Origin of the sequence: Pseudodonghicola sp., from assembly GCF_048268305.1 — a bacterium.
Classification (GTDB): domain Bacteria; phylum Pseudomonadota; class Alphaproteobacteria; order Rhodobacterales; family Rhodobacteraceae; genus Pseudodonghicola.
In genome coordinates, this window is record NZ_JBLWVT010000002.1 from 432,876 (window position 1) to 458,279 (window position 25,404).

A 25,404-nucleotide genomic window follows, 5' to 3' on the forward strand; every position below is an offset into this window, starting at 1 on the left:
CTATTTTGCCCCGGCCGGGCGGCTCCGCGTCGCCGCCTGTGCCAGGATCAGCACCGCGGTCAACAGCGCAAATCCCGCGCCGGCCAGGAAGGTCGCCGCGGGGCCGAGCTGATCCCAAAGCAGCCCGGCGATGATGCTGGCCGCCAGCATCGCCACCCCGGTGGCCGAGTTGAAGAGACCGAAGGCCGACCCCCTTAGCCTCTCGGGCGCGTGCTGGGCCACCAGTTTCGACAGCAGCCCCTGGGTGATCGCCAGATGCACCCCCCAGAGTGCCACCCCGGCGAAGGTCCAGATCAGCCCCGGGGCCAGCGCCAGCAACAGATCGGCACCGATCAACGCCCCGAGCCCGAGCAACAGAAGCAGCCGGGGCGAGGCGGCGTCGGACCAGGCGCCGGCGGGATAGGCGCCCAGCGAATAGACCACGTTCATCGTCACCAGCACCATCGGGGCCAGCGCCAGCGGCAACCCTTCGTCATGGGCGCGCAGAATCAGGAAGGCCTCGCTGAAACGGGCGAGGGTGAACAGAACGCCAATCCCGACGATGCCCCAGAAGGCGCGGCTGAACTGGCGCAGGTCGCCCAGGCGGATCGGCGGCGCCCGGCGCGGCGCCTCGGGGCCCGCGGCGCGATCCTCCACCCCCAGCAGCACGCAGGCGGCGGCAATCAGCCCGGGGATCACCGCGAACCAGAAAACCGCGCGCATGTTGTCGTTGAAAAGCGCCATCAGGGCGATCGCCAGCAACGGCCCGATAAAGGCGCCGGCGGTGTCCAGCCCCTGCCGCAGCCCATAGGCGCGGCCGCGGATCTCGGGCGGGACGACATCGGCGATCAGCGCGTCGCGCGGGGCGCCGCGGATGCCCTTGCCGATCCGGTCGACGAAGCGGGCGGCGAACACCGGAAACGTGGCGGTCGCCAGCGCGAAGAACGGTTTCGACAGCGCGCCCAGGCCATAGCCCATCAGGATCAGCGGTTTTCGTCGCCCGATCCGGTCGGAGATATAGCCGGAGAAGACCTTGACGATGGCCGCGGTTGATTCCGCGATGCCCTCGAGCACGCCGACCAGCGCCACGCTCGCCCCCAAGGTGGTGGTCAGGAACAGCGGCAACAGCGCATGGATCATCTCGGAGGAGATATCCATGAACAGGCTCACCAGCCCCAGCATCCAGATGGTGCGCGGCAGGGCGGGGCGGGTCGATGTCGGGGGGATCTTTGCAATCATCGCGGCAAGCTTTCGGCTGTCACCAGGCGTCGAACGCGACGATAGGCCGGCGATCGCCGCGGCGCCAGTGCCGCCGGGGCCGCGCGCGTTGTCGTGAAGGGGCTGCGCCGGGAACCGGCGCAGCCCCGAAGGCTCAACGCATCCTGAGCGCGCCGTCGATGCGGATCACCTCACCGTTGAGATATCCCATCTCGACGATGAAACCTGCGAGGCGGCCGTATTCTTCCGGCCGGCCCAGGCGCGGCGGGTTCGGCACATCGGCGGCCAGCTGCTGCTGCGCCGCCTCGGGCAGACCCATCAGCATCGGCGTCAGGAAGATGCCCGGCGCGATCGCCATCACCCGGATGTTGTCGCGCGCCAGATCGCGCGCCATCGGCAGGGTCATCCCGACGATGCCGCCCTTGGAGGCGGAATAGGGCACCTGGCCCTTCTGCCCGTCGAAGGCCGCGACCGAGGCGGTATTGATGATCACGCCGCGCTCGCCATCGGCGTCGGGGGCGTTCTTGGCCATCTCGGCGGCAGCCAGACGGGCGACATTGAAGCTGCCCACCAGGTTGACGTTGATGGTGATCTGGAAGGTCGACAGCGGCAGCGGGCCGTCCTTGCCCAGCGTCTTGCCGACCGTGCCGATCCCGGCGCAGTTCACCGCGGCGGTGATCTTGCCCATCTTCTCGACCGCATAGGCGATGGCCTTGGCCACCGACTCGTCGCTGGTCACATCGGTCTGCACGAAATGCCCGCCGATCTCGGCCGCGACCTTCTCGCCCCGCTCGGCGTCGCGGTCCAGCAGCGTCACCTGGGCGCCCTGGCTCGCGAAATAGCGGGCCGTGGCCTCGCCCAGACCCGAGGCGCCGCCGGTGATCACCGCGGCCGTATCACTGAGTTTCATTGGGGGCTCCCTCCCTCGATTTGAACACGCGTTCAGATAACAGCGCCGGGCCACCGGGATCCAGCCCGCAAATCAGAAACGCCACGGCGCGTCACTTCTTCTCGGTTCAAATACGGCCGCCGGAGGCTCCCGCGGAGCAGGCTTTGCCCAAGGTCAGCAGACCTGGCGCGAGATCGCGCGGCCTTTCCATCCTGCCGACAGCAAAACGCCCCGACCGCAGGGTCGGGGCGTCGCAGAGGGTCGGGGCCGACAGGCTCAGCCCGCCAGTTGCACCAGCGCGTGGCGTTTCTTGCCCGCCGACAGCTTGATCGGGCTGGCAAGCGCCGCGGCGTCCAGCATCAGGCCGGCATCGGTCAGCGGCTCATCGCCGATGCGGGCGCCATTCTCGGCGATCAGCCGCTTGGCCTCTTTCCCCGATTTCGCCAGACCGGCGCGCACGATCACCTGTACGATGGAAATGCCTTCGCCGGCGACCTCTTCCGCAGTCAACTCCAGCGTCGGCAGGTCGTCACCCACGCCGCCCTTCTCGAAGACCTCGCGGGCGGTGGCCTCGGCCGCCGCCGCCGCCTCGGCACCGTGCAGCAGGCTCGTCACCTCATTGGCCAGGATGATCTTGGCCGCGTTGATCTCGGAGCCTTCCAGCGCCCCCAGCCGGTCGCATTCCGTCACCGGCAGCTCGGTATAGAGCTTCAGGAACCGGCCCACGTCGGCGTCGGTGGTGTTGCGCCAGAACTGCCAGAACTCGTAGGGGCTCAGCATCTCGGCGTTCAGCCACATGGCGCCGCCCTGGCTCTTGCCCATCTTGCGCCCGTCCGAGGTGGTCAGAAGCGGCGAGGTCAGCCCATAGATGGTATTGTCCAACACCCGGCGCGTCAGGTCGATGCCGTTGACGATATTGCCCCATTGGTCCGATCCGCCCATCTGCAGCACGCAGCCATAGCGGCGGTTCAGCTCGAGGAAGTCGTAGGCCTGCAGGATCATGTAGTTGAATTCGAGAAAGCTCAGCGACTGCTCGCGGTCGAGCCGCGATTTCACGCTCTCGAAGCTCAGCATTCGGTTGACGCTGAAATGCCGGCCGATGTCGCGCAGGAACTCGAGATAGTTCAGGTCGTCCAGCCATTCGGCATTGTTCAGCATCATCGCGCCGTTCGGCCCATCGCCATAGGCGAGGTATTTGGCGAAGACCTGCTTCATGCCGTTGATATTGGCGTCGATCTGCTCCGGGCTCAGCAGCGGGCGCTCGTCCGAGCGAAAGCTCGGATCGCCCACCTTGGTGGTGCCGCCGCCCATCAGCGTGATCGGTCGATGCCCGGTCTTCTGCAACCAGCGCAGCATCATGATATTCAGCAGATGGCCCACGTGCAGCGATTTCGCCGTGGCGTCATACCCGATATAGGCCGTCACCACGCCCGAGGTCAGGGCGTCGTCGAGCCCCTCGTAATCGGTGCAGTCGGCCAGATAGCCGCGTTCCATCATCACCTGCAGGAAGTCGGATTTGGGATGGTATGTCATGGCTTGCCTCGGGTTTGATTTGCGGGGAGTGTATAGGCGGCAGTGAGACAAAGGAAAAGGCCATGAATAAGGCCGGCAAGACGGGCGCGCCGCTGCGTGCCCTGGGCGCCATGAGCGGCACTTCTCTCGATGGCGTCGACGCCGCGGTGGTCGAGACCGACGGGCGGCGGATCCTCGGCTTCGGCAAGACGGGCTATCGCCCCTATGGCGCGGAAGAGCGCGCGGTTCTGCACGCGGCGCTCGGCCATTGGAGCGGGCCGGAGGCCGAGGCCGCGGGCGATGTCGTCGATGCCGCCCATGCAGCGCTTCTGTCGCAATTCGACGATGTCGATATCGTCGGCTACCATGGCCAGACCCTGGCGCACGAGCCGCGTGGGCGCGGCACCTGCCAGGTGGGCGACGGCGCGGCGCTGGCGCAGGCCCTGGGCGTGCCGGTGGTCTGGGATTTCCGCTCGGACGACGTGGCGCTGGGGGGCGAGGGCGCGCCGCTGGCTCCCTTCTTCCATTTCGCCTGCGCCAAATGGATCGGCGCCACGGAACCGCTGTGTTTTCTGAACCTCGGCGGGGTGGGCAATATCACCTATGTCGACCCCTCGTTCGAGGCCCCCGAACAGCCCGGCGCGCTGCTGGCCTTCGATACCGGCCCGGCGAATGCCCCGGTCAACGATCTGATGCTGGCGCGCCTCGGGCTGCCGATGGACGAGGGCGGCCGGGTCGCGGCGCTGGGACAGGTCGAGGAGGGCGCACTGGAATTGTTCCTGGCGGAACCCTATTTCGCGCGAATGCCTCCGAAGTCTTTGGACAGGAATGATTTTTCGGAAATGATCGGCCTGGTGGGCGAATTGGCCGATGCCGATGCCGCCGCCACCCTGACGGCGATGTGCGCCGCCGGTGTGTTGCAGGGGATGGAACATTGCCCGCGCCTGCCCGCGCGCCTGCTGGTCACCGGCGGCGGCCGGCACAATCCGGTGCTGATGGAGATGCTGCGCGTCTCGCTCGACTGTCCGGTCGAGCCGGTCGAGGCGGTGGGCCTCGACGGCGACATGCTGGAAGCGCAGGCCTTCGCCTATCTCGCCGTGCGCGTGGCCTATGGCATGCCGACCTCCTGTCCCGGCACCACCGGGGTGGGGGCGCTGGTCGGCGGCGGTATCGTCAGCCGACCGGCCCAGTAGGGGGCGCTGCCCCCGCCGCGCTTCGCGCGTCTCCACCGGGATATTTGCAGCTAGAAAAAGGCCCGTGGCGCGGGCAGGGGCAATCAGTCGCGCGGGATGTCGAAGCCGGGAGGCGCCAGGGTGAAGCCTGCGAAGTCGAACCCCGGCGAGACGGTGCAGGAGACCAGCGTATAGGCGCCGGTGCTGCGGGCGGCCTGCCAATGCTGTTCGGGCACGATCAGATGTGGCAGACCTTCGCTGAGATCGGCGCTGAGCAGGTGATCGCGGGCCGGGCCAGTCTCGTCCGGGCTGATCGACAGGATCAGCGGTGCGCCGGTGTGATAGTGCCAGATCTCGGTGGCGTCGACCCTATGCCAATGGCTGGCCTCGCCCTCGGCCAACAGAAAGAAGATGCAGGTGCCACTGGGGCGGCCCTCGGGTGTCGCCGCCCGCCAGGTCTCGCGGAACCAGCCGCCTTCGGGGTGGCGGATAAGCTGCAGCTTCTCGATGATCTCTTCAGCGGTCATGGCGGCAGTATGCGGGGTTTGTGCGTGGGAGGCTATGGCAATTCGCTGCGCTCGCGTTATCTATGCGGGCATGAGCCTGCACATCCCCTTTGATAACTCCTTCGCGCGCCTGCCGGGTGCCTTTTTCAGCCCCCAGCTGCCGCAGCCGGTCACCGCGCCGCGGCTGAGCGCCTTCAACGCCGATCTGGCCCGGCTGATGGGCATCGCGCCGGGCGAGGTGGAGGAGATGGCGCAGGTCTTTGCCGGCAATGCGGTCCCCGCCGGGGCGGAGCCCTTGGCGCAGCTCTATTCCGGGCATCAGTTCGGCCAGTATAACCCGCAGCTTGGCGATGGCCGCGCGGTGCTGCTGGGCGAGGTGGTCGGCCTCGACGGGCAGCGGCGCGACATCCAGCTCAAGGGCGCCGGGCGCACCGCCTGGTCGCGCGGCGGCGATGGTCGCGCCTGGCTGGGGCCGGTCCTGCGCGAATATGTGGTCTCCGAGGCGATGCATGCCCTTGGCATCCCCACCACCCGGGCGCTGGCGGCGGTGGAGACCGGCGAGCCGGTCTATCGCGAGCGCGCCTTGCCCGGGGCGGTGCTGACCCGGGTGGCGGCCAGCCACCTGCGCGTTGGCACCTTCCAGATCTTCGCCGCGCGCGGCGATCTCGCCAGCCTCGGACAGCTTACCGATTACGCCATCGCCCGCCACTATCCCGAGGCTCAGGGGCCGATGGATCTGTTGCGCGCGGTCTGCGCCGCGCAGGCGCGGCTGGTGGTGCAATGGCTGTCGGTCGGTTTCATCCATGGGGTGATGAATACCGACAATTGCGCCGTCTCGGGCGAGACGATCGACTATGGCCCCTGCGCCTTTCTCGACAGCTATCACCCGCAGACGGTCTACAGCTCGATCGACCGGTATGGCCGCTATGCCTATGACCGGCAGGCGGATATCGTGGTCTGGAACATGGCGCAATTCGCCACCGCGCTGATCCAGCAGATGCCGGACCGCGACGCGGCGGTGGAGGAGGCGACGGCGATCGTCCACGCCATGCCGGCCGAGATCGAGGCGCATTGGCTCGACCGCTTCCGCGCCAAGCTGGCGCTGGCCGATGCGCAAGAGGGCGACGCCCGGCTGATCGGCGATCTGCTGGCCCGCATGGCAGAGAATCAGGCCGATTTCACCAATACTTTCCGTGCCCTCGGCACCGTGCAGGCGCGCGATCAGTTCACCGACGCCTTGGCCTTCGACACCTGGGAGGCCGATTGGCGCGCCCGCCGCGCCGGTCAGCCCGATCCGGCGCCGCTGATCGCCGCCGCCAACCCGGCCTTGATCCCGCGCAACCACCGGATGGAGCAGATGATCGAGGCCGCCGTGGCGGGCGATTACGCGCCTTTCACCCGGCTCAATCAGGTGCTGGCGCGGCCCTATGCCGACCAGCCCGAGGCGGCAGATCTCAAGCGCCCGCCGCTGCCCTCAGAAGTGGTGCAGGCCACCTTCTGTGGTACCTGATCGCGTTGCCGCCTTTTTCTAGCTGAAAATATCCTCGGGGGTGAGGGGCCGGAGGCCCCGAGGGGGCTGATAGCCCCCTTACCCCGCGGGCCGGGCCGGCATGCGGTTGATCAGCACGATCCCCACCGCCACCAGCGCCAGCGCCCCCCAGACCCCGGGGCCGACATGTTCGTCCAGCAGAAGCCATCCCAGCGCCACCGAGAAGACCGGCGACAGAAAGCTGAAGGAGGCCACCGAGGAGGCGCGGTAGATCGACAGCAGGTGCAGCCAGAACACGAAGCCCAGCCCCATGACGCAGACACCCTGGAACAGCAGCCCCGCCAGATGGATCGGCTGCGGCTCGCGCCAGAGGTCGCCGAAAAACGGGGCCAGCACCAGCATGACGGGGGCGGAGATCACCGCCTGAAAGAGCAACTGCACCGAGGGCTGTACCGCCGTCAGCGGCGTCACCCGCGTCAGCAGCGCCACGCAGGCCCAGCCAAGCGCGGCGACGAGCGCCAGCAGATCACCCCAGAGGCTGGCCTGGCCGCTGCTGCGGTCCAGCATCGCCAGGGCGACGCCGGCCATCGCCAGGGCCATGCCGACCAGCCGCGCGCCGCTCAGCCGTTCGCCTGGCAGCCACAGGTGCGCCGCCAGCCCCAGCCAGACCGGCATCGAATAGAAGATCACCGAGGCGCGCGATACCGTGGTCAGGTCGAGCGCGATATAGAGGGCGACGAACTGAAAGGTGAAGATCAGCCCGCTGACCAACGCCCAGCCCGCGGCCGAGGCGGGCAGTTGCAGGCTGATGCCTCGGGCGCGAATCCAGATCAGCAGCACCACCGCCGCCAAAGCCGAGCGGAGCCCGGCCTGAAACACCGGGGCAAAGCCCGCGGCGGTCAGCTTGATCACCACCTGATTGAACGACAAAAGCAGCGCGAACCCGGTCAGGGTCGTCGCCCCGAACAAGTCGATTGCGCGTTTTTCTACCATCTCGCCAAAGGATGCTCTGGGCACACTTTTGTCAATGGCATGTAAATTGGCGCCGTCTCACCATGGGGGTTGCGCTGCGCTGCGGCATCGGCACAATTGGGGCATGCAATCCCGGATCCTCTCGGCATGACCGACTCTGCCAGTCTGCGCCTCGCCAGCTACAACATCCAGAAATGCGTCGGTCTCGACCTGCGCCGGCAGCCGCGGCGCACGCTGCAGGTGGTCGATCGGCTGGGCGCTGATATCGTGGTGCTGCAGGAGGCCGACAAGCGGCTGCCGCCGCGTCCCGCCGCGCTGCCGCATTTCGTGCTGGAGGAGGCCGGCTGGCAGATCGCCGATCTGGGCGGCGCCGGTTCGCTTGGCTGGCATGGCAATGCGGTGATCTGGCGCGGCAAGGCGATTGCGCTCACCGGCATGGGCCATCTGCCGCTGCCGGGGCTCGAGTCGCGCGGCGCGGTCTGGGTCAGCTTCGACACCCCGCTCGGGCCGCTGCGGGTGGTCGGGATGCATCTGGGGCTGGTCGGCAGCTATCGCTATCGCCAGGTGCGGCAGCTGGCGCAGCATTGTGCTCGGATGGCGCCGATGCCGACGGTCTGGGCCGGGGATTTCAACGAATGGTCGCGGCGTCCGGTGCTGGAGCCCCTGGCGCCCGAGATGCGGTTTCTGCCGCCCAAGCCCAGTTTCCCCGCCCTGCGCCCGCTGGGGCCGCTGGACCGGATCGCGGTGGGGCCGGGGCTCAGGGTCGCGGCGCATGGGGTGTTCGAGGAGCAGCCGGCGCAGATCGCCTCGGATCACCTGCCGGTCTGGGCGGATCTGGTGGTCGGGTAGGGCCTGCGCCGAGCTTAGGCCTTGGGCGCCCGCTTCACCGGCACACCGTAAAGCTCCATCCGGTGGCCGCGCAGCTCATATCCCAGCCGCTCGGCGATCTTGGCCTGCAGCTCTTCGATCTCGGGATCGCTGAATTCGATCACCGTCCCGCTGTTGAGGTCGATCAGATGGCCGTGGTGGTCGCGCTCGGCATCCTCATAGCGCGCGCGCCCGTCGCCGAATTCGCGCCGCTCCAGAATGCCCGCCTCTTCGAACAGCTTCACCGTGCGATAGACCGTGGCGATCGAGATGCCCGGATCCAATGCGTTGGCCCGCGCGTGCAGCTCTTCTGCGTCGGGGTGGTCTTCGCTCTCTTCCAGCACGCGCGCGATGGTGCGGCGCTGGCCGGTCATGCGCAGGCCCATGGCTTCGCAGCGGGCGAGGATGGTTTCGGGCATTGGCTGGTTCCTGGCTGATCCCCGTCGGTCTCGGTTTCCGGGTTTAGCGTCTGTTTCGCCGCAGGGCTACCGGCTTTTACGTCGCGTCGGGGTCAGCGCGGTTGACATTGTCGGTCGGCGCGTCCATCTGATCACTCATGGTACCGTCCTCTGCCGCGTGAGCAGATGATAGATGAGAGCGGTCAACCCGCCCGGCCTGCGGCCTCAAGCCGTTTGTGACCGAAGCATTCCGGGATGGTGCCATGAGTTCCCAAAATCACGCGTGGGGCCAAAGCGTCGGCCGGTTCCGTGGCATGTGGCCATCGGAGCAGAGGACCGCGCCCCAAGGCCGCGCGGATGCGGTCGAACCCTGGGCTCGCAGGATGCGGGTCCGAAAGGACATGACTTGAACCAATTTGAGATGATGGGTCTGCCGACCCACCTGCTGAAGCGTTTGGCCGCGATGGGCCTGAGCGAACCGACCCCGATTCAGAGCCGCGCGATCCCGCTGGCACTGGAAGGCCGCGACGTGATGGGCCTAGCCCAGACCGGCACCGGCAAGACCGCCGCCTTCGGCCTGCCGCTGGTGGCCAAGATGCTGGAAATCGGCCGCAAGCCCGCCCGCTATACCGTGCGTGCCCTGGTGCTGGCGCCGACGCGGGAACTGGCCAACCAGATCTCCGAAACGCTGCGCGCCCTGGTCGAGGGGACGCCGCTGAAGGTCGGCTATGTGGTCGGTGGCCAGTCGATCAATGCCCAGATCAAGCGGCTTGAGCGTGGCACCGATATCCTGGTCGCCACCCCCGGTCGGTTGCTCGACCTGCTCGACCGCAATGCGGTGACGCTGGAGGATTGCGATTTCCTGGTGCTGGACGAGGCCGACCAGATGCTGGATCTGGGCTTTATCCACGCCCTGCGCAAGATCGCGGCGCTGCTGCCCTCCAAGCGGCAGACGCTGCTGTTCTCGGCCACCATGCCGAAGCAAATGAACGAAATCGCCCAGAGCTATCTGCAAAACCCCATGCGGGTCGAGGTGACGCCGCCGGGCAAGGCTGCCGACAAGATCACCCAATCGGTGCATTTCGTTGCCAAGGCGGCGAAAACCGACCTGCTGATCGAACTTCTGGCCAGCCATAAGGACGAATTGGCGCTGGTCTTTGCCCGCACCAAGCACGGCTCGGACAAGCTGATGAAGTCGCTGGAGAAGGCCGGTTTCTCCACCGCTGCGATCCATGGCAACAAGAGCCAGGGTCAGCGCGACCGGGCGCTTGCCGCCTTCAAGGCCGGGGAAATCCGGGTGCTGGTCGCCACCGATGTGGCGGCGCGGGGTCTCGATATCCCGGACGTGAAGCACGTCTATAACTACGAGCTGCCGAATGTGCCGGATTCCTATGTTCACCGTATCGGCCGCACCGCGCGGGCCGGCAAGGATGGCGCCGCCATCGCACTTTGCGCGCCGGACGAGATGGAAGAGCTGAAGGCGATCCAGAAGGTCATGAAGATGTCGATCCCGGTCGCCTCGGGCCGCGCCTGGGAGGTGATGGACGATCCGGCGAAACCGAAGTTCGGTGGCGGTGGACGTCGGGGTGGTGGGGCCGGCACGTCGGCTGGCAAACCTGCCGGCGGCCCGCGTCGTCGTCGGCGGCCGCCGCAAAGCGGTGGGCGTGGGGCGTCGAAGGCGGCCTGATCCAGATGCGCGCCGGGACATGACCGTCCCGCGCAGGAAAAATGATGCAGGCGTCCGCTGTTGCGGGCGCCTGTTTGCATTTGACGGCTTGCTTTTGGGGAGATTATATCTGACTGAAGTCAGGTATATTTACGACAGGGGCAGATCATGCTGTCAGATTCCATCACGCGCATCCGTCGCTTTCACCGTGCCGTCACCTCCGAAGCCGGCGCGCTCGATGCCTCCTTTCTCGGGCGGGGTCGCCCGCTGGGGCCGGCGCGCGTTCTGAACGCGATCGGCGGTGGCCGTCATGACGTCAGCGATATCCGTGCCTATCTGGGGCTGGATTCCGGGTTGATGAGCCGGCTGCTGAGAAGTCTGGAGGCCGAAGGGCTGGTCGAGACCGAAGAGAGTGCGGAGGACAGCCGCCGCCGCAGGGTGCGGCTGACCGAGGCGGGGGCGCGGGAATATGCGGCCTATGAGGCGCTGTCGAATGCCCAGGCTTCCGAAATCCTTAAAAAGCATCAGGCACAGGAACGGCTCCTGGCGGCGATGGACATGATCGCGACCACCCTTGGCCGCGACCGCATCGTCCTTGAGGAGCGGAGCCCGACCGATCCCTGGGCGCAGTCCTGCCTGTCGTCCTATTACGCCGAACTGGCGTCGCGTTTCAAACGCGGCTTCGACGTGTCGCTCTCGGCCGATCCCGAGGCTTGCGACATGGAACGCCCCTGCGGCAGCTTTGTGCTGGCGATCTCGGACGGGCTGCCGGTCGGTTGCGTCGGGTTGAAGGGAACTGACAAGGGCTATGCCGAGATCAAGCGGCTGTGGATCGCGCCGGCGGCGCGGGGGCTGGGGGTGTCGCGGCGGATGATGGCGGAGCTGGAGAGCATCGCGATCGAGCTGGGCTATGATCGTCTGCGTCTCGATACCAACAGCGCGCTGCCCGAGGCGGTGGGGCTTTATCGCAGCGGCGGCTGGACCGAGATCGCACGGTTCAATGACGATCCCTATCCCGATCTGTTCTTCGAGCGGATCATCGCGGGGCCCGGGGCCACGCCCGCCTAGGTCGCGGCGCTCAGACCTGGCCGGTGCGCCGCAGGGAGAGCGGGATCAGCACGCTCAGGATCACTAGCCGCAGGATGTGGCAGGCGGCGATGAAACCGGGGTTCGCCCCCATCGCGGCGCCAAGCGCCACCATGGTCTCGAGCCCACCGGGGGCGAAGCCGGTCAGCACATGCGCCGCCGGCATCCCCAGCGCCAGCGCCACCGGCAGCGCCGCCAGCGCCGCGACGCCGACGCTGATCACGGTGATGGCCAGGCCCGCCAGCCCGGCCTGACGCAGATCGCCCAGCCGCATGCCGGAAAAGCGGGTGCCGATCAGCGTGCCCATGGCCAGGAAGGCCGGCATCAGCAGCCAGCCGGGCAGGGTGCCGGTGACCAGCCCGCTGACGTGGCCAAGCGCCGAGGCCGCCATCGGCCCTAGCAGGATCGGCGCCGGCAGGTGCAGCCGCCGGAACCCGAGCCCCAGAAGAATGCCAGCCGCGGCGAGGCCCAGTAGCTGCACGGGCGGCATCGGGACGCCGGCGGGCATCACGCTGGGCGCCATGGTCACCCCCATCGCCAGGGCGACGAAGGGCACGCTCAGCGTCAGCGCCAGCAGGCGCACCGACTGCACCACCGCGATCCGCGGCAGATCGCCCGCCGAGTCCGCCGCGATGGCGAGCGTGAAGCTCAGATGCCCGGGGGCCGAGGCCAGGGCGGCGCTGAGCGTGTCAAACGCGAAAAGCCGTGCCAGCACCAGCCGCCCGAGTGCCATGATGACCACCAGGGCCAGCGCCAGCGCGGCGAAGGCCAGCGGCCAGTGCAACAGCGCGCTGCCCGCCTCGGTGGTGAACCCGCTGCCTACCGCCATGCCGAGAATCACGAAACAGACCAGCATCACCGGCTGCGACAGCGTCATCCGCATCCCGGCAAGCCCCGCCGCCGTCACCGCCAGCGCCGGCCCGATCAGCAAGGCCGCCGGCAGCGCGGCAGCATAGGCCAGCGCCGCGCCCAGGGCGCCGAAGCCGAAGGTGCGCAGATTGATCCAGATCAGGCGGGGCGGGGGGATGTTTGTCATGATCGCTGACCTATCACCCGGTGCGGGCGGCAACAATCTCGGGATCGCGGATGCGTCATCGACCCGTCCGCCGGTATCTTCATCTGCTAGGCGCTGTCCTCCCCCGTCGTTCGATTGCCTGCAAATTGTCGCGCCGAGGCGACCGGGCGCAGCCAGGATTCGCGACGGGTCACCCAAAGCTCGTAACTCGGCACGAATTGATCGGGGGCATCGAGCGCGCCCAGATGCACTTCGATCTCGCCATCGCTTTGCGAGAACACCGAGGATCCGCAGCGGGGGCAAAAGAACCGGCCCTGATACTGCTCTGGGCTGCCGGTGATCGCGACGGCCGTCTGGGGAAAGACGGCGGCGGCGTAAAACACCGCGCCATGGTGCTTTCGGCAGTCCAGGCAATGGCATATGCCGACGCGGTCCGGGGCGCCGGTTGCCGCGAAGCGGATATCGCCGCAGAGGCAGCCGCCCGTTACATTCGTCATCTGTCTGTCTCCCTGATTTGGGCGCAGTCTAGATGAGCCCGCCAATCCCGCAAGGCCGCTTGCGGCGACAGTGGATTTGAGCCATTGCAGGGCGGTCATACTCCCCTGATTGCGAAAGCTTCCCCGATGGAGAACCTGCGTGGCGCCGCCCTGATGGCGGTCGCGATGCTCGGCTTTGCGGCCGAGGATATGTTGATCAAGCTCTCGTCCGAGCATCTGCCGACCTGGGAGATCATGCTGATCATCGGTGCCGGCGCGGGCACCATCTTTGCGGTTCTGACCCTGGGGTCCGGCCGGCCGCTGTGGACGCGCGCCTATCTGAGCCGCCCGGTGGTGCTGCGCAATATCGGCGAGCTTTGCGGGTCCTTCTCGATGATCACGGCGCTTGCGCTGGCGCCGCTGGCGGTGGCCTCGGCGATCCTGCAGGCCAATCCGCTGCTGGTGACCTTGGCGGCGGCGGTGTTCCTGAAGGAACCGGTCGGCTGGCGGCGGTGGAGCGCCATTCTGGTGGGCTTCGTCGGCGTTCTGCTGGTGATCCAGCCCGGCAGCTCGGATTTCCAGGCCACGGCGCTCTTCGCGGTGGTCACCGCCGTGGCGCTTGCGCTCAGGGATCTGGTGACCCGGGTGATCCCGCGTGACGTCAGCTCGTTTCAGGTCAGCTTCGTGGCCTTTGCCCTGCAGGTGCCGGCCGCGCTGATCCTGTCCTTCGTGACGAACGACCCCTTCGTGGTGCCGGGGCCGCTCGACTGGCTCAGGCTCTTGGGGATCGTCGCGCTTGGCGCCGGGGCCTATCACGCGCTGGTTTCCGCCACCCGGGTGGGCGACGTGTCCTTCGTCACCCCGTTCCGCTATACCCGCATCCTCTTTGCGCTCGGCTTCGCCTTCGTGGTGTTTTCCGAACGTCCCAACGGGCTGATGCTGCTGGGCACGGCGGTGATTGTCGCTTCGGGCATCTATACCCTCCTGCGTGAGCGCAAACATCGGCTCAAGACCTGAGAGTCCCCTTTTCCTGCCGCTTTCAGGCGGTTATGAGGCGGGTAATCAATTCATCGGGGTGTACACATGAGCACGATTATCGACATTCACGCGCGCGAAATTCTCGACAGCCGGGGCAATCCGACCGTCGAGGTCGACGTGATCCTGGAAGACGGCACCATGGGCCGTGCCGCCGTGCCCTCGGGGGCCTCGACCGGCGCCTATGAGGCGGTGGAAAAGCGTGACGGCGACAAGTCGCGCTATATGGGCAAGGGCGTGCTGGATGCCGTCGCCGCCGTCAACGGCGAGATCGCCGAAGAGTTGGTGGGCTTCGACGCGCTGGAGCAGGTTGGCATCGACCAGGTGATGATCGAACTGGACGGCACCGACAACAAGAGCCGTCTGGGCGCCAACGCCATTCTCGGCGTGTCGCTGGCGGTGGCCAAGGCGGCGGCGGATTTCACCTCGCAACCGCTCTATCGCTATGTCGGCGGCACCTCGGCCCGCGTGCTGCCGGTGCCGATGATGAACATCATCAACGGCGGCGAACATGCCGACAACCCGATCGACATCCAGGAATTCATGATCATGCCGGTGGCAGCGGAGAACATCCGTGACGCCGTGCGCATGGGGTCGGAAGTCTTCCACACCCTGAAAAAGGAACTGTCGGCGGCCGGCATGTCCACCGGTCTGGGCGACGAGGGTGGCTTTGCGCCGCAACTCGCCTCGACCCGCGACGCGCTGGATTTCGTGCTGAAGTCGATCGAAAAGGCCGGCTACAAGCCGGGCGAGGATATCTATCTGGCGCTCGACTGCGCCTCGACCGAATATTTCGAGGGCGGCAAATACAACATGAAGGGCGAGGGCAAGATCCTCACCTCCGAGGAAAACGTCGCCTATCTCGCCGATCTGGTCGCCAACTATCCGATCATCTCGATCGAAGACGGCTGCGCCGAGGATGATTGGGACGGCTGGAAGATCCTGACCGACACCCTGGGCGGCAAGGTGCAGCTGGTCGGCGACGATCTCTTCGTCACCAACCCTGCGCGTCTGGCCGAGGGCATCAAGAAGGGCGTCGCCAACTCCATGCTGGTCAAGGTGAACCAGATCGGCTCGCTGACCGAGACGCTGCAGGCGGTCGAAATGGCCCACCGCGCGCGCTATACCAACGTGATGTCGCACCGTTCCGGCGAGACCGAGGATGCCACCATCGCCGACCTGGCGGTCGCCACCAACTGCGGCCAGATCAAGACCGGCTCGCTCGCCCGTTCCGACCGGTTGGCGAAATACAACCAGCTGATCCGCATCGAGGAAATGCTAGGCGATGTGGCCGAATATGCCGGCCGCTCGATCCTGAAGGCCTGATCCGACGGATTTTGGATGTCCCGATCAAGGGATATGCCCCCGCTGCCGAAAGGTGGCGGGGGTTTTTCTTTGGGGGGCCGAACAGCGGCTATCGGGAGGGAGAGGCGCCGAGCAGATTTCGCGGCCTCGACCCGTGCCTGGATTCCTCGTCGGGGTTCCGTCTTCAGGTTGACGCCTGCTTACAGATTTCTGCTTTCCGGGCGTTGGAGTGTTCCGGCTTTGTCGCGACGGCGAGCTGGTGGCGCCGCCTAGCCGACGCCTCGAGATCACCAAGCCGGCCCTGCCGTTGAAGGGAGCGCCGAATTGATGATGGGCTAGGCTCCGGGTGCGTTCGCGTATCACCGCCAGAACATGAGGGCGGCTGGAATGGCGACGGATAGAAGACCTCCGAGCATCGATCTTAACCAGGGTTTCCCGGCAGCCATTTGAGATTGGGCAGGTGGTTCCCGCTCATTCCCCGGGGGGAGGCACCCGGTTCTGCCAAATCAATGGGCCGCGATCGCTAAAGCTTGCGGGTCATCACCCGGGTGCCTTCCTCTTCGCGAAAGCGGGCGCGGGCAAAGAGATCGCGGGTGCGGTCCGTGCTCGGGCCCAGATGCAGGTGGATCGCCTTGACGCCGGCCTGCGCCAGGGCGCGGGGCAGGCTGCCCAATACCTCGGTCGCAATGCCACGGCCGCGCACGGGGGGGCGAATATACAGCTCTTCCACCCGTGCCTCCATGCCGGCGAGCGGCAGCGACCAGCCGAAGCTGAGCACGATATAGCCCAAGGGGGCCCGCGCCGGTCCGATCAGATAGATCGCCCCCTGCGGCATGCCGTCGAGCAGCGGTTGCAGCCCGGCGCAGCGGTCGTCGTCACTACGCTCGAGACCAAGCTCGTAATGGCAGGCGGTGGAGAGGATCAGCAGCCGCTCCAGATCTTCGGGGCGTGCCAGATGCAGGGCGGTGGTCACAGGCGGGCCAGCCTTTCCGTGAGAAGGGTGAAAAAGCCGTCGGCATCGACATCGCCGATGAACAGCGCGTTGGGGTCGCGTCCGCTGACCCGCCACCAGTCGGCCACGGTCATCCCGAGGGTAAGCGAGGATTGCGTCTCGATCTCGACATTGATGAAGCGGCCGGTGAACAGATCGGGGCGGATCAGATAGGCGATCACGCAAGGGTCATGCAGCGGCGCGCCGAGGCTGCCGTATTTCTCCTTGTCGAAGCGTTCGAAGAAATCGGTCATCTCGGCCACCGCCTGGCCCACCGGGGTTGCAAGCGCGCGGAAGGCATCGTTGCGCGGCCTGGTGACCAGCGCCTTATGGGTGACGTCGAGCGGCATCACCACGATGGGCACGCCGGATTTGAACACGGTTTCAGCGGCTTCCGGGTCGACGTAGATGTTGAATTCGGCGGCCGGGGTAATATTGCCCACCTCGAAATAGGCGCCGCCCATCAACACCACCTCGCGCACCCGGGGGATGATGTCGGGGGCATCGCGGAAGGCGGTGGCGATATTGGTCAAGGGGCCCAGCGGACAGAGGGTAACGCTGCCTTCAGGTTCGCGGCGCAGGGTTTCGATGATGAAATCGACGCCGTGTTCGGGCCGCAGATCCATGACCGGATCGGGGAGGTCGGGACCGTCAAGCCCGGTCTTGCCGTGCACGTGTTCGGCAGTGATCAGCGGGCGCGACAGCGGTTCGTCGCAGCCGGCATAGACCGCCACATCGGGTCGCCCGGCCAATTCGCAGATGATGCGGGCGTTCTTGGCGGTCAGGGGCAGCGGCACGTTGCCGGCGACGGCGGTGATGCCCAGAACCTCGACCTCCTCGGGGCTGGCCAGCGCCAGCAGGATGGCGACAGCATCGTCCTGGCCGGGATCGGTGTCGATGATGATCTTGCGCACGGTCATGTCGCCCTCTTCGTTTCGTCAGAGAGTCGCAGGGCGCGGGGGTAATGTCCAGCGGCGCGCAAGGGCTCGGCGGTGGATCGCAGCCCCCATGGGGCGCCATCCCCGAAAAGGCCCTGGTCGCGGAGGGACAGGCGGCAGAGGCCAGCCGGTAGGGAGGCGAGGCCTGCCCCCGGGTGGCCGGGGGCGGGACAGCTCAGCCGCGATCTTTCTCCAGCGCCTTCACCTCGTCCCAGAGCGTGTCCATCTCTTCGAGATCGCTGTCCTCCGGGCGTTTTCCCAGCGCTGCAAGTCTTTCCTCCACCCCTTTGAAACGGCGGGTGAATTTCGCATTGGCGCGGCGCAGGGCGGCTTCGGGTTCGACGCCCAGATGGCGACCAAGGTTGACCATGACGAACAGCAGATCGCCGAACTCCTCCTCGATCTCATCGGCGCCAAGGCTGTCGCGCGCCTCGGTCAGCTCGTTGGCCTCTTCGGCGATCTTGGCCAGAACGTCCTCGGCATCGGGCCAGTCGAAACCGACGCGGGCGGCGCGTTTCTGCAGCTTGTAGGCGCGCAACAGCGCTGGCAGGTTGGCGGTCAGTCCATCGAGCGCGCCTTTCTGTTCTTTGCCGGCCCGCTCGGCGGCCTTGATCGCCTCCCAATCGGCGGTTTGCTGCTCGGCGCTTTTCTCGCGGCTTTCGTCGCCGAAGACATGCGGGTGGCGCGCGATCATCTTGTCCGAGATCGCCTTGACCACGCTGTCGAAGCTGAACAGACCGGCCTCCTCGGCCATCTGGGTGTGATAGACGGTCTGGAACATCAGATCGCCCAATTCGCCCTCCAATTCGCCCCAGGCCTGGCGTTCGATGGCATCGGCGACCTCATAGCCTTCTTCAATCGTATAGGGCGCGATCGAGGTGAAATCCTGCTCCAGATCCCAGGGGCAGCCGGTTTCGGGGTCGCGCAGGCGACGCATGATCGCGCGCAGCCGGTCGATGCCTTCGGGGATATCGAAGATCGGGTCCTGTTCGGGCATTGCTCTGTCTCCTTATCCGGTGTCAGATGCATCCATTCCGGATGCAGCCAGAGGAGTCCAGCCCGCCATGCCCGTCGTCAACCGTATTGCCGACTATGCCAAGGAGATGACCGAATGGCGCCGGCATCTGCATCGGATCCCCGAACTGGGATTCGATTGCCCGGAGACCGCGGCCTTCATCGCCGCCCGGCTGCGGGAATTCGGGGTGGACGAGATACACGAGGGCATCGCCAGGACCGGCATCGTCGCGATCATCAACGGCAAGGGGGATGGGCCGACCATCGGGCTGAGGGCCGATTTCGACGCGCTGCCGATCCCCGAGGCGACCGGGGCGGACTATGCCTCGACCCACCCGGGCAAGATGCACGCCTGCGGCCATGACGGCCATACCACCATGCTGCTCGGCGCCGCGAGATACCTGGCCGAGACGCGCAATTTCTCGGGCCGCGTCGCGCTGATCTTCCAGCCGGCGGAAGAGGATGGCGGCGGCGCCGGGGTGATGGTCGAGGAAGGCATGCTCGACCGGTTCGACATCGCCCAGGTCTATGCGCTGCATAACGCGCCGGGCTTCGTGCCGGGCGGGTTCTATACCACCCCGGGCGCCCTGATGGCGGCGGTCGACCAGTTCCATGTGCATATCAAGGGCGTCGGCGGTCATGGCGCCATGCCGCAGGATACCCGCGATCCCGTCATTGCGGCGATCTCGATCGCGCAGGCGTTTCAGACCATCGTCAGCCGCAACAATTGCGCGCTGGACGATCTGGTGATCTCGGTCACCCAGATCCATGCCGGCACCACCGACAATGTGATCCCCGAGACCGCCTATCTGAACGGCACCGTGCGCACCTTCGACCCAAGGGTGCAGCAGATGGTGATGCAGCGGATGAAGACCATCGTCGAGGGCCAGGCGCTGAGTTTCGAGGTGGGCGCGGAGCTGGATTACGAGATCGGCTATCCCGCCACCATCAACGATGTCGACAAGACCCGGTTCGCCGTCGAGGTGGCCGAGGAGATTGCCGGCAAGGACCGGGTTCTGGGCGAGGTCGGCCGTGAGATGGGGGCGGAGGATTTCGCCTATATGCTGGAAAAGCGCCCCGGCGCCTATCTGTTCATCGGGCAGGGCGAGACGGCCGGGCTGCACCAGCCTGATTACGATTTCAACGATGATATCGCGCCGGTGGGCGCTTCCTTCTTCGCCCGATTGGTGGAACGGGCCCAACCGGTGGCGAAGTAGGATCAAGACAGGGGAGATGCCACGATGGCGATGAGCGATGTGGAAAATCAGATCGACGCGGGTTTTACTCGCGAGGATCTGCGCGGCACCAATCTCGAGGCGGCCTATGGCGGGGCGGTGTCCTTTCTGAAGCGGCGCTATACCAAGGATCTGACCGGGGCGCAGATCGCCGTCACCGGGGTGCCCTTCGATCTGGCGGTGTCGAACCGGCCCGGCACCCGCCTGGGTCCGCGCGGCATCCGCGAGGCGTCGAGCTTTCAGCCCTATGACGAACCCTATGGTTGGCCGTTCCGGGCGCTGAGCGAGCTGGCGATCGTCGATTACGGTGATCTGGCCTATGATTACGCCAATATCCCGGCCTTTCCGCCGGCGCTGACCGCCCATATCGCCAAGATCCTCGCCGCCGGCGTGGCGCCGGTGACGCTGGGGGGCGATCACTATATCACCTATCCGATCCTCAAGGCCTTTGCCGAGAAATACGGGCCGATGTCGCTGGTGCAGTTCGATGCCCATACCGATACCTGGGCCGATGATGATCCGGCCCGGATCGACCACGGCACCATGTTCTACAAGGCGGTGAAGGAAGGGATCGTCGATCCCAGCCGGTCCGTTCAGGTCGGCATCCGCACCCATAACGACGACACCCTGGGCGTGCATATCATCGATGCGGCCGAGGTGCACGAGATCGGTCCAAAGGCGGTGGTGGAGAAGGTGCGCGGCATCATCGGCGCCCATCCCACCTATCTGACCTTCGATATCGACTGCCTTGATCCGGCCTTCGCGCCGGGAACCGGCACGCCGGTCTGGGGCGGCCTGAGTTCGGCGCAGGCCGCCGCCATCCTGCGGGGCCTGGGCGGCATCAACATCAAGGGCGGCGATGTGGTGGAGGTGTCGCCGCCCTTCGATCCCAGCGGCATCACCTCGGTCGCCGGCGCCCATGTGGCGACCGCGATCATTTGTCTGCTGGGCTGGACCATGCTCATGTGAGCACATGTGAGGGAGGAGGGGCCGGCGCGACTGCCGGCCCCATGACATAGTGGCCGCCGGAGAGGAGGGGGTATGGGGCGCATAGCGATGCTCATCTGGATATTGCTGCTGCTGGCAGTGATCGCATTGGGATATATCCGCCTGGCGCCCAGCGATCCCGCCGTCTGGCATCAGGTGCCCGAGGGGATTGGAAATCTTGATCTGGCGGGCGGGGTGGAACGGCGGGTCGAGGTCGGCGCCGACGGTTTGGCCCGGCTCGACCGGATCATCCGCGCCACGCCTCGCACCCGGGTGCTGGCCGGCACCGTGCCCGAGGGGATGGTGACCTATATCACCCGCTCCTTGGTTTTCGGCTTTCCGGATTACACCACCGTGCATCAGGCCGGCGACGCGCTGGAGATCTATGCCCGGCTGCGGTTCGGCAGGTCAGATCTGGGCGTCAACCGGGCTCGTGTCGATCAGTGGCTCGAGACGCTCAATCAGGCCGGATGACAGGCAGGCGGGGCTGACCTCGCGCCACATCGGCACATTCAGCGACATCTGGCATTGTGCCATGAACATCCGCCCGTCGACCCGCAGGCAGATTGTTTCCCCAAGTTCGACCCGCCCGCCAGAGGTATCGGTGCAATAGCAGTCGCGCAGCTTGCCGTCCGGTCCAAGGACATCGGCTGGCGCGAGACCGGGGATGAGGGCACAAAGCGCGCAGAGCAGGGCAGAGCGTAGGGCCATCGGCGTTTCCTCCCGAACCGAGGATAGCACGTCACGGCTCTTGACCAAAGCGCCGGGATGAAGGACACCGCGCCAATGGTTCCCGAAGAACGACTAGAGCAGATCCGCCAGAGGTTTCAGTACCTCGAGGCCGCGATGGCAGAGGCCAGCGGTGGCGAAATCGCCATGCTTGCCCGCGAATATTCCGAGCTGAAGCCGGTGGTCGACCAGATCGAGGCCTGGCGCGGCCTGCGCGCCGATCTGGCCGAGGCCGAGGCGATGTTGGCTGACCCCGACATGCGCGAACTGGCGGCCGAGGAAATCCCGGCGCTGAAGGCCCGCCTGCCAGAGGCCGAACATGCGCTGGAACTGGCGCTGTTGCCGAAGGACGAGGCCGACAGCCGCCCTGCCATCCTGGAAATCCGCCCCGGCACCGGCGGTGACGAGGCCGCGCTCTTCGCCGGCGATCTGCTGCGCATGTACCAGCGCTATTCCGAAGCGCGTGGTTGGCGCTGGGAGGTGATCGAGCTGCAGGAGACCGAGCTGGGCGGGGTGAAGGAAGCGGTCGTGCGCATCGGCGGCGACAACGTCTTCGCCCGGCTGAAATACGAATCCGGCGTGCACCGTGTCCAGCGGGTGCCCAGCACGGAAAGCGGCGGGCGCATCCACACCTCGGCCGCCACCGTCGCCGTGCTCCCCGAGGCGCAGGATGTCGATGTGAAGATTGACCCCAACGATATCCGCATCGACACCATGCGCAGCTCCGGCGCCGGGGGGCAGCACGTCAACACCACCGATTCCGCCGTGCGCATCACCCATATGCCCTCGGGCATCGTGGTGACCTCCTCCGAGAAGTCGCAGCATCGCAACCGCGAGATCGCCATGCAGGTGCTGCGCACCCGGCTGTTCGATCTTGAGCGGCAGAAGGCGCATGACGCCCGCTCCGAGGCGCGCAAGAGCCAGGTCGGTTCGGGCGATCGCAGCGAACGCATTCGCACCTATAACTTCCCGCAGGGGCGGATGACCGATCACCGCATCAACCTGACGCTCTACAAGCTCGATCAGGTGATGCAGGGTGACCTGGACGAGGTGATCGACGCGCTGACCGCCGACGATCAGGCCCGCATGCTTGCCGAGATGGGGCAATGACCGGGGCGCTGACCGCCGCCCAGGCGATGGCCGCCGCCGCCGCCCGGCTGCGCGCCGCAGGCGTCGACAATCCGGCGCGTGATGCCCGGGTGCTCTTGGCCCATGCCGCCCGGATCGAGGCGGCGCGGGTCACGCTGATCGCACCGGAAGAGCTGGAGCATGATGTCGCCGACCGTTATGAACAGCTGATTTCGCTGCGCGCCATCCGGGTGCCGGTGTCGCATCTGCTGGGCGAACGCGAATTCTATGGTCGCCGCTTCAAGGTGTCGGGCGATGTGCTGGACCCGCGGCCCGAGACCGAGACGCTGATCGAGGCCGCTCTGGCAGAACCTTTTGAGCGGGTGTTGGATCTGGGGGTGGGATCGGGCTGCATCCTGGTGACGCTATTGGCCGAACGGCCTGGAGCCACCGGGCTTGGCGTCGACCTCTCCGAGGCGGCCTGCCTGCAGGCCAGCGCCAATGCGGTGCTGCACCGGGTCGAGGTGCGGAGCGATATTCAGAAATCCGACTGGTTCGATGCGGTCGAGGGCCAATTCGATCTGATCGTCTCCAACCCGCCCTATATCGCGCTGGACGAGATGGCGGGGCTGTCGGAAGAGGTGCGCGGCCATGAACCGCATCTGGCGCTGACCGATGGCGGCGACGGGCTGGGGGCCTATCGGCGGATAGCGGCCGGGGTGATCGACCATCTGGCGCCGAACGGCCGGCTGATCGTCGAGATCGGCCCGACCCAGGCGCAGGCGGTCTGCGACATTTTCGCACGGGCAGGTCTGGCCGATCTGGCGGTGGTGCATGATCTCGATGGTCGTGATCGGGTGATCCGCGCCCGGTTGCGCTAACAACCGGGGAGATGAGGCAACAGATCGCGGAACGGCTGAAAAAATGTCATTTTTTTCCGTCCGCCCCCTTGTCTGAACCGTCAGGACATGTTTACTCAAGATCGTTGCTCTGGCAGAGGCACTCGCTGCTTCCCGGCAACGCCAAGCCCGAAAAGTCGCAGATCTGGCCCAAGTGGACACAAGAGTGACACAAGCGCATGAGGCGCAGCCAGGATCACACGGCACGAATACAAGGCTGACGTTAGGTATATGAGATCGTCTAAATCCCGATCGCGGTCGAAGTCGAACCGCAGCCGTCCCACTGGCGGAAATGTTGTCAATCGCGTTTTTGACAGCTCCGGCCCCGAGGGGAAGGTGCGCGGTACGCCGCAGCAGATCATTGACAAGTACAATCAGCTCGCCCGCGATGCGCAGTTGGCAAATGACCGCGTGGCGGCCGAGAATTTCCAGCAGCACGCCGAGCATTACCTGCGCCTGCTGGGCGAGGCGCAGCGCGAGCAAGACCAGCGCCGCGAGGAGCTTGAACGTCAGAATCGCGACCGTCAGGTCGATCGTGACCGCGATCGGACCGATCGTCAGGAACGCGAAAGCAATGGCGCTCCGGTCGAGCCGGCGGTGGAATTCATCGCCGAGCCGATGAGCCCGCGGCAGCCCGATCTGCTTGCGCTGGAACCGATCGACATCGGTGAGGGCGACGAGACCGGACTGGTCGAGACCCCGGAAAACCAGCCGAAAAAGGCACCCTCCAGCCCGCGCAAGCCGCGCAGCAGCAGCTCGTCGAGCCGATCGAGGAGCAGCAAGCCCAAGGAAGAGGTTGGCGCCGAAGAGGCCGCTGACAAGCCGGCACCGAAGACGTCCTCGCGCAGTTCCAGCCGCAAGCCGGCCAGCAAGAAGACCGTCTCGACCGAGGCCGCCGAAGGGGTGTCGGCCGTCAGCGGGGATAATTCCCCCAAGGCCGCGGAATAAACCCCGCTTCTCTCCGGAACATGAAAAAGGCCGAAGCATCCGCTTCGGCCTTTTGCGTTTCAGCTTTGTTCGAGAGTGCGGGCTAGGGCGCAGAATTGTTCCAGGCCAATCTGTTCGGCGCGCTCGGTGGGGGCGATGCCGACCGCGCGCAAGCGGTCCTCGATATCCGGAGCCACCCCCTTGAGCGCGGCACGCAGCATCTTGCGGCGCTGGTTGAAGGCGGCGGCGACCACGCGCGACAGTATCGCGGCATCGGCTGGATAGCGCGGCTCCGGCCGGGCCTGTAGCAGCACCACGGCGCTCGAGACCTTGGGGGGCGGGGTGAAGGCTTCGGGCGGCAGCGACATCACGATGCGGGCATCGGCGCGCCATTGCGCCAGGATCGCCAACCGGCCATAGGCCTTGGAACCGGGCTGCGCGACGATCCGCTCGGCGACCTCGCGCTGGAACATCAAGGTCAGGCTCTGCCAGAACGGTGGCCAGTCCTTCGGCGTCAGCCAGCGCACCAACAGCTCGGTGCCGATGTTATAGGGCAGGTTGGCCGCCACCCGGATCGGCGGGGTCAGATGCACCAGCGGATCGACCTCGAGCGCGTCGCCGTTGATCACCTGCAGGCGTCCGGGATAGGCGGCGGCGATCTCCTCCAGCGCCGGCAGGCAGCGCTCGTCCTTCTCGATCGCCAGCACCCGGCGGGCGCCTTCCGCCAGCAGCCCGCGGGTCAGCCCGCCGGGGCCGGGGCCAATCTCCAGCACGTCGCATTGGCTCAGATCGCCGGCCTGGCGCGCGATCTTGGCGGTGAGGTTCAGGTCGAGCAGAAAGTTCTGCCCCAGCGCCTTTTTCGCTGAAAGCCCGTGATCGGCGATCACCTGGCGCAGCGGGGGGAGCGTGTCGATGGCGCTCATGTCTTTTTCTAGCTCCAAATATCCCCGCCGGAGGCGGAAAGTCCGATCCCGGCGCCGACAGATGCCATGCCTTCGGCGGAGATCTGTCCGGCTGGAAAAAGGCCGCAG

General features: G+C 66.4%; 26 protein-coding genes. 13 read left to right on the forward strand and 13 right to left on the reverse strand.

Translation table 11 applies throughout. The features are described 5' to 3' along the window. The 3 genes from ACN0V4_RS05165 to tyrS form a co-directional block, all read right to left on the reverse strand. Positions 1–1,218 (reverse strand): MFS transporter, encoded by a 1,218-nt coding sequence (locus ACN0V4_RS05165; protein ID WP_417673684.1) that lies wholly within the window; start codon positions 1,216–1,218, stop codon positions 1–3. A gap of 133 nt (positions 1,219–1,351) precedes the next feature. Further along, positions 1,352–2,107: an SDR family NAD(P)-dependent oxidoreductase gene (locus tag ACN0V4_RS05170; RefSeq protein ID WP_417673686.1), complete on the reverse strand. Its 756-nt coding sequence runs from the start codon at positions 2,105–2,107 to the stop codon at positions 1,352–1,354. A gap of 255 nt (positions 2,108–2,362) precedes the next feature. Further along, positions 2,363–3,619, reverse strand: a complete 1,257-nt coding sequence (gene tyrS, locus ACN0V4_RS05175; RefSeq protein ID WP_417673688.1) for a tyrosine--tRNA ligase — start codon at positions 3,617–3,619, stop codon at positions 2,363–2,365. A 62-nt stretch (positions 3,620–3,681) separates the two neighbouring features. On the opposite strand from tyrS, the gene ACN0V4_RS05180 reads away from it, so the two are divergent. Next, positions 3,682–4,791, forward strand: a complete 1,110-nt coding sequence (locus ACN0V4_RS05180; protein WP_417673690.1) for an anhydro-N-acetylmuramic acid kinase — start codon at positions 3,682–3,684, stop codon at positions 4,789–4,791. An 83-nt stretch (positions 4,792–4,874) separates the two neighbouring features. Here the strand turns inward: ACN0V4_RS05180 and ACN0V4_RS05185 are convergent, their stop codons facing one another. Beyond that, entirely contained in the window at positions 4,875–5,297 is a 423-nt protein-coding gene (locus tag ACN0V4_RS05185; RefSeq protein ID WP_417673692.1) for a cupin domain-containing protein, read from the reverse strand. Positions 5,298–5,367: 70 nt separating this feature from the next. On the opposite strand from ACN0V4_RS05185, the gene ACN0V4_RS05190 reads away from it, so the two are divergent. Then, the gene (locus ACN0V4_RS05190; RefSeq protein WP_417673694.1) at positions 5,368–6,786 is read left to right on the forward strand and encodes a protein adenylyltransferase SelO; all 1,419 of its coding nucleotides are present in this window, start codon (positions 5,368–5,370) and stop codon (positions 6,784–6,786) included. A 78-nt stretch (positions 6,787–6,864) separates the two neighbouring features. Here ACN0V4_RS05190 and ACN0V4_RS05195 read toward each other — a convergent pair whose 3' ends face one another. After that, positions 6,865–7,758, reverse strand: coding sequence for a DMT family transporter (locus ACN0V4_RS05195; protein WP_417673696.1), 894 nt, complete (start codon positions 7,756–7,758; stop codon positions 6,865–6,867). Positions 7,759–7,884: 126 nt separating this feature from the next. Here ACN0V4_RS05195 and ACN0V4_RS05200 point away from each other — a divergent pair, with 126 nt between their 5' ends. Continuing rightward, a complete protein-coding gene (locus tag ACN0V4_RS05200) occupies positions 7,885–8,586 on the forward strand; it encodes an endonuclease/exonuclease/phosphatase family protein (protein WP_417673698.1) in 702 nt (233 codons plus the stop codon). Positions 8,587–8,600: 14 nt separating this feature from the next. Here the strand turns inward: ACN0V4_RS05200 and ACN0V4_RS05205 are convergent, their stop codons facing one another. Next, positions 8,601–9,023, reverse strand: a complete 423-nt coding sequence (locus ACN0V4_RS05205; RefSeq protein WP_417673700.1) for a Fur family transcriptional regulator — start codon at positions 9,021–9,023, stop codon at positions 8,601–8,603. A gap of 400 nt (positions 9,024–9,423) precedes the next feature. Here ACN0V4_RS05205 and ACN0V4_RS05210 point away from each other — a divergent pair, with 400 nt between their 5' ends. Further along, a complete protein-coding gene (locus tag ACN0V4_RS05210; RefSeq protein ID WP_417673928.1) occupies positions 9,424–10,689 on the forward strand; it encodes a DEAD/DEAH box helicase in 1,266 nt (421 codons plus the stop codon). Between the two features lie 147 nt (positions 10,690–10,836). Continuing rightward, on the forward strand, positions 10,837–11,736 hold the full coding sequence (locus ACN0V4_RS05215) for a bifunctional helix-turn-helix transcriptional regulator/GNAT family N-acetyltransferase (protein ID WP_417673702.1): 900 nt from the start codon (positions 10,837–10,839) through the stop codon (positions 11,734–11,736). Positions 11,737–11,746: 10 nt separating this feature from the next. Here the strand turns inward: ACN0V4_RS05215 and ACN0V4_RS05220 are convergent, their stop codons facing one another. Together ACN0V4_RS05220 and ACN0V4_RS05225 are read right to left on the reverse strand one after the other, a co-directional pair. Beyond that, the gene (locus ACN0V4_RS05220) at positions 11,747–12,790 is read right to left on the reverse strand and encodes an AbrB family transcriptional regulator (protein WP_417673704.1); all 1,044 of its coding nucleotides are present in this window, start codon (positions 12,788–12,790) and stop codon (positions 11,747–11,749) included. Positions 12,791–12,876: 86 nt separating this feature from the next. Further along, positions 12,877–13,266: a GFA family protein gene (locus ACN0V4_RS05225; RefSeq protein ID WP_417673930.1), complete on the reverse strand. Its 390-nt coding sequence runs from the start codon at positions 13,264–13,266 to the stop codon at positions 12,877–12,879. Positions 13,267–13,392: 126 nt separating this feature from the next. On the opposite strand from ACN0V4_RS05225, the gene ACN0V4_RS05230 reads away from it, so the two are divergent. Both ACN0V4_RS05230 and eno read left to right on the forward strand, forming a co-directional pair. After that, complete coding sequence (locus tag ACN0V4_RS05230; protein ID WP_417673706.1) at positions 13,393–14,262, forward strand: DMT family transporter; 870 nt, start codon at positions 13,393–13,395, stop codon at positions 14,260–14,262. Positions 14,263–14,328: 66 nt separating this feature from the next. Then, a complete protein-coding gene (gene eno / locus ACN0V4_RS05235) occupies positions 14,329–15,606 on the forward strand; it encodes a phosphopyruvate hydratase (RefSeq protein WP_417673708.1) in 1,278 nt (425 codons plus the stop codon). Between the two features lie 502 nt (positions 15,607–16,108). On the opposite strand, the gene ACN0V4_RS05240 is transcribed toward eno, so the two are convergent. From ACN0V4_RS05240 to mazG, 3 genes are all read right to left on the reverse strand, one after another. Then, complete coding sequence (locus tag ACN0V4_RS05240; RefSeq protein ID WP_417673710.1) at positions 16,109–16,558, reverse strand: GNAT family N-acetyltransferase; 450 nt, start codon at positions 16,556–16,558, stop codon at positions 16,109–16,111. Then, a complete protein-coding gene (locus ACN0V4_RS05245; RefSeq protein ID WP_417673712.1) occupies positions 16,555–17,496 on the reverse strand; it encodes a nucleoside hydrolase in 942 nt (313 codons plus the stop codon). The genes ACN0V4_RS05240 and ACN0V4_RS05245 overlap by 4 nt, the downstream gene beginning before the upstream one ends. A 193-nt stretch (positions 17,497–17,689) precedes the next feature. Beyond that, positions 17,690–18,511 carry a nucleoside triphosphate pyrophosphohydrolase gene (gene mazG, locus ACN0V4_RS05250; protein ID WP_417673714.1) on the reverse strand — a complete coding sequence of 274 codons (822 nt, stop codon included), beginning with the start codon at positions 18,509–18,511 and terminating at the stop codon, positions 17,690–17,692. 67 nt (positions 18,512–18,578) lie between these two features. On the opposite strand from mazG, the gene ACN0V4_RS05255 reads away from it, so the two are divergent. From ACN0V4_RS05255 to ACN0V4_RS05265, 3 genes are all read left to right on the forward strand, one after another. Next, positions 18,579–19,745, forward strand: a complete 1,167-nt coding sequence (locus ACN0V4_RS05255; RefSeq protein WP_417673716.1) for a M20 aminoacylase family protein — start codon at positions 18,579–18,581, stop codon at positions 19,743–19,745. Between the two features lie 24 nt (positions 19,746–19,769). Then, complete coding sequence (gene speB / locus ACN0V4_RS05260) at positions 19,770–20,732, forward strand: agmatinase (RefSeq protein WP_417673718.1); 963 nt, start codon at positions 19,770–19,772, stop codon at positions 20,730–20,732. Between the two features lie 72 nt (positions 20,733–20,804). Next, complete coding sequence (locus ACN0V4_RS05265) at positions 20,805–21,224, forward strand: DUF1499 domain-containing protein (RefSeq protein ID WP_417673720.1); 420 nt, start codon at positions 20,805–20,807, stop codon at positions 21,222–21,224. On the opposite strand, the gene ACN0V4_RS05270 is transcribed toward ACN0V4_RS05265, so the two are convergent. Beyond that, positions 21,159–21,461, reverse strand: coding sequence for a hypothetical protein (locus ACN0V4_RS05270; RefSeq protein WP_417673722.1), 303 nt, complete (start codon positions 21,459–21,461; stop codon positions 21,159–21,161). The two genes, ACN0V4_RS05265 and ACN0V4_RS05270, sit on opposite strands and share 66 nt — an antisense overlap. Before the next feature lie 75 nt (positions 21,462–21,536). On the opposite strand from ACN0V4_RS05270, the gene prfA reads away from it, so the two are divergent. From prfA to ACN0V4_RS05285, 3 genes are all read left to right on the forward strand, one after another. After that, the gene (gene prfA / locus ACN0V4_RS05275) at positions 21,537–22,589 is read left to right on the forward strand and encodes a peptide chain release factor 1 (protein WP_417673724.1); all 1,053 of its coding nucleotides are present in this window, start codon (positions 21,537–21,539) and stop codon (positions 22,587–22,589) included. Beyond that, positions 22,586–23,428 (forward strand): peptide chain release factor N(5)-glutamine methyltransferase, encoded by an 843-nt coding sequence (gene prmC / locus ACN0V4_RS05280; RefSeq protein WP_417673726.1) that lies wholly within the window; start codon positions 22,586–22,588, stop codon positions 23,426–23,428. Before prfA ends, prmC begins: the two co-directional genes overlap by 4 nt. 249 nt (positions 23,429–23,677) lie before the next feature. After that, the gene (locus ACN0V4_RS05285; protein WP_417673728.1) at positions 23,678–24,394 is read left to right on the forward strand and encodes a DUF4167 domain-containing protein; all 717 of its coding nucleotides are present in this window, start codon (positions 23,678–23,680) and stop codon (positions 24,392–24,394) included. A gap of 59 nt (positions 24,395–24,453) precedes the next feature. Here ACN0V4_RS05285 and rsmA read toward each other — a convergent pair whose 3' ends face one another. Then, positions 24,454–25,296, reverse strand: coding sequence for a 16S rRNA (adenine(1518)-N(6)/adenine(1519)-N(6))-dimethyltransferase RsmA (rsmA, locus tag ACN0V4_RS05290; protein WP_417673730.1), 843 nt, complete (start codon positions 25,294–25,296; stop codon positions 24,454–24,456). Positions 25,297–25,404 lie beyond the last annotated feature (108 nt).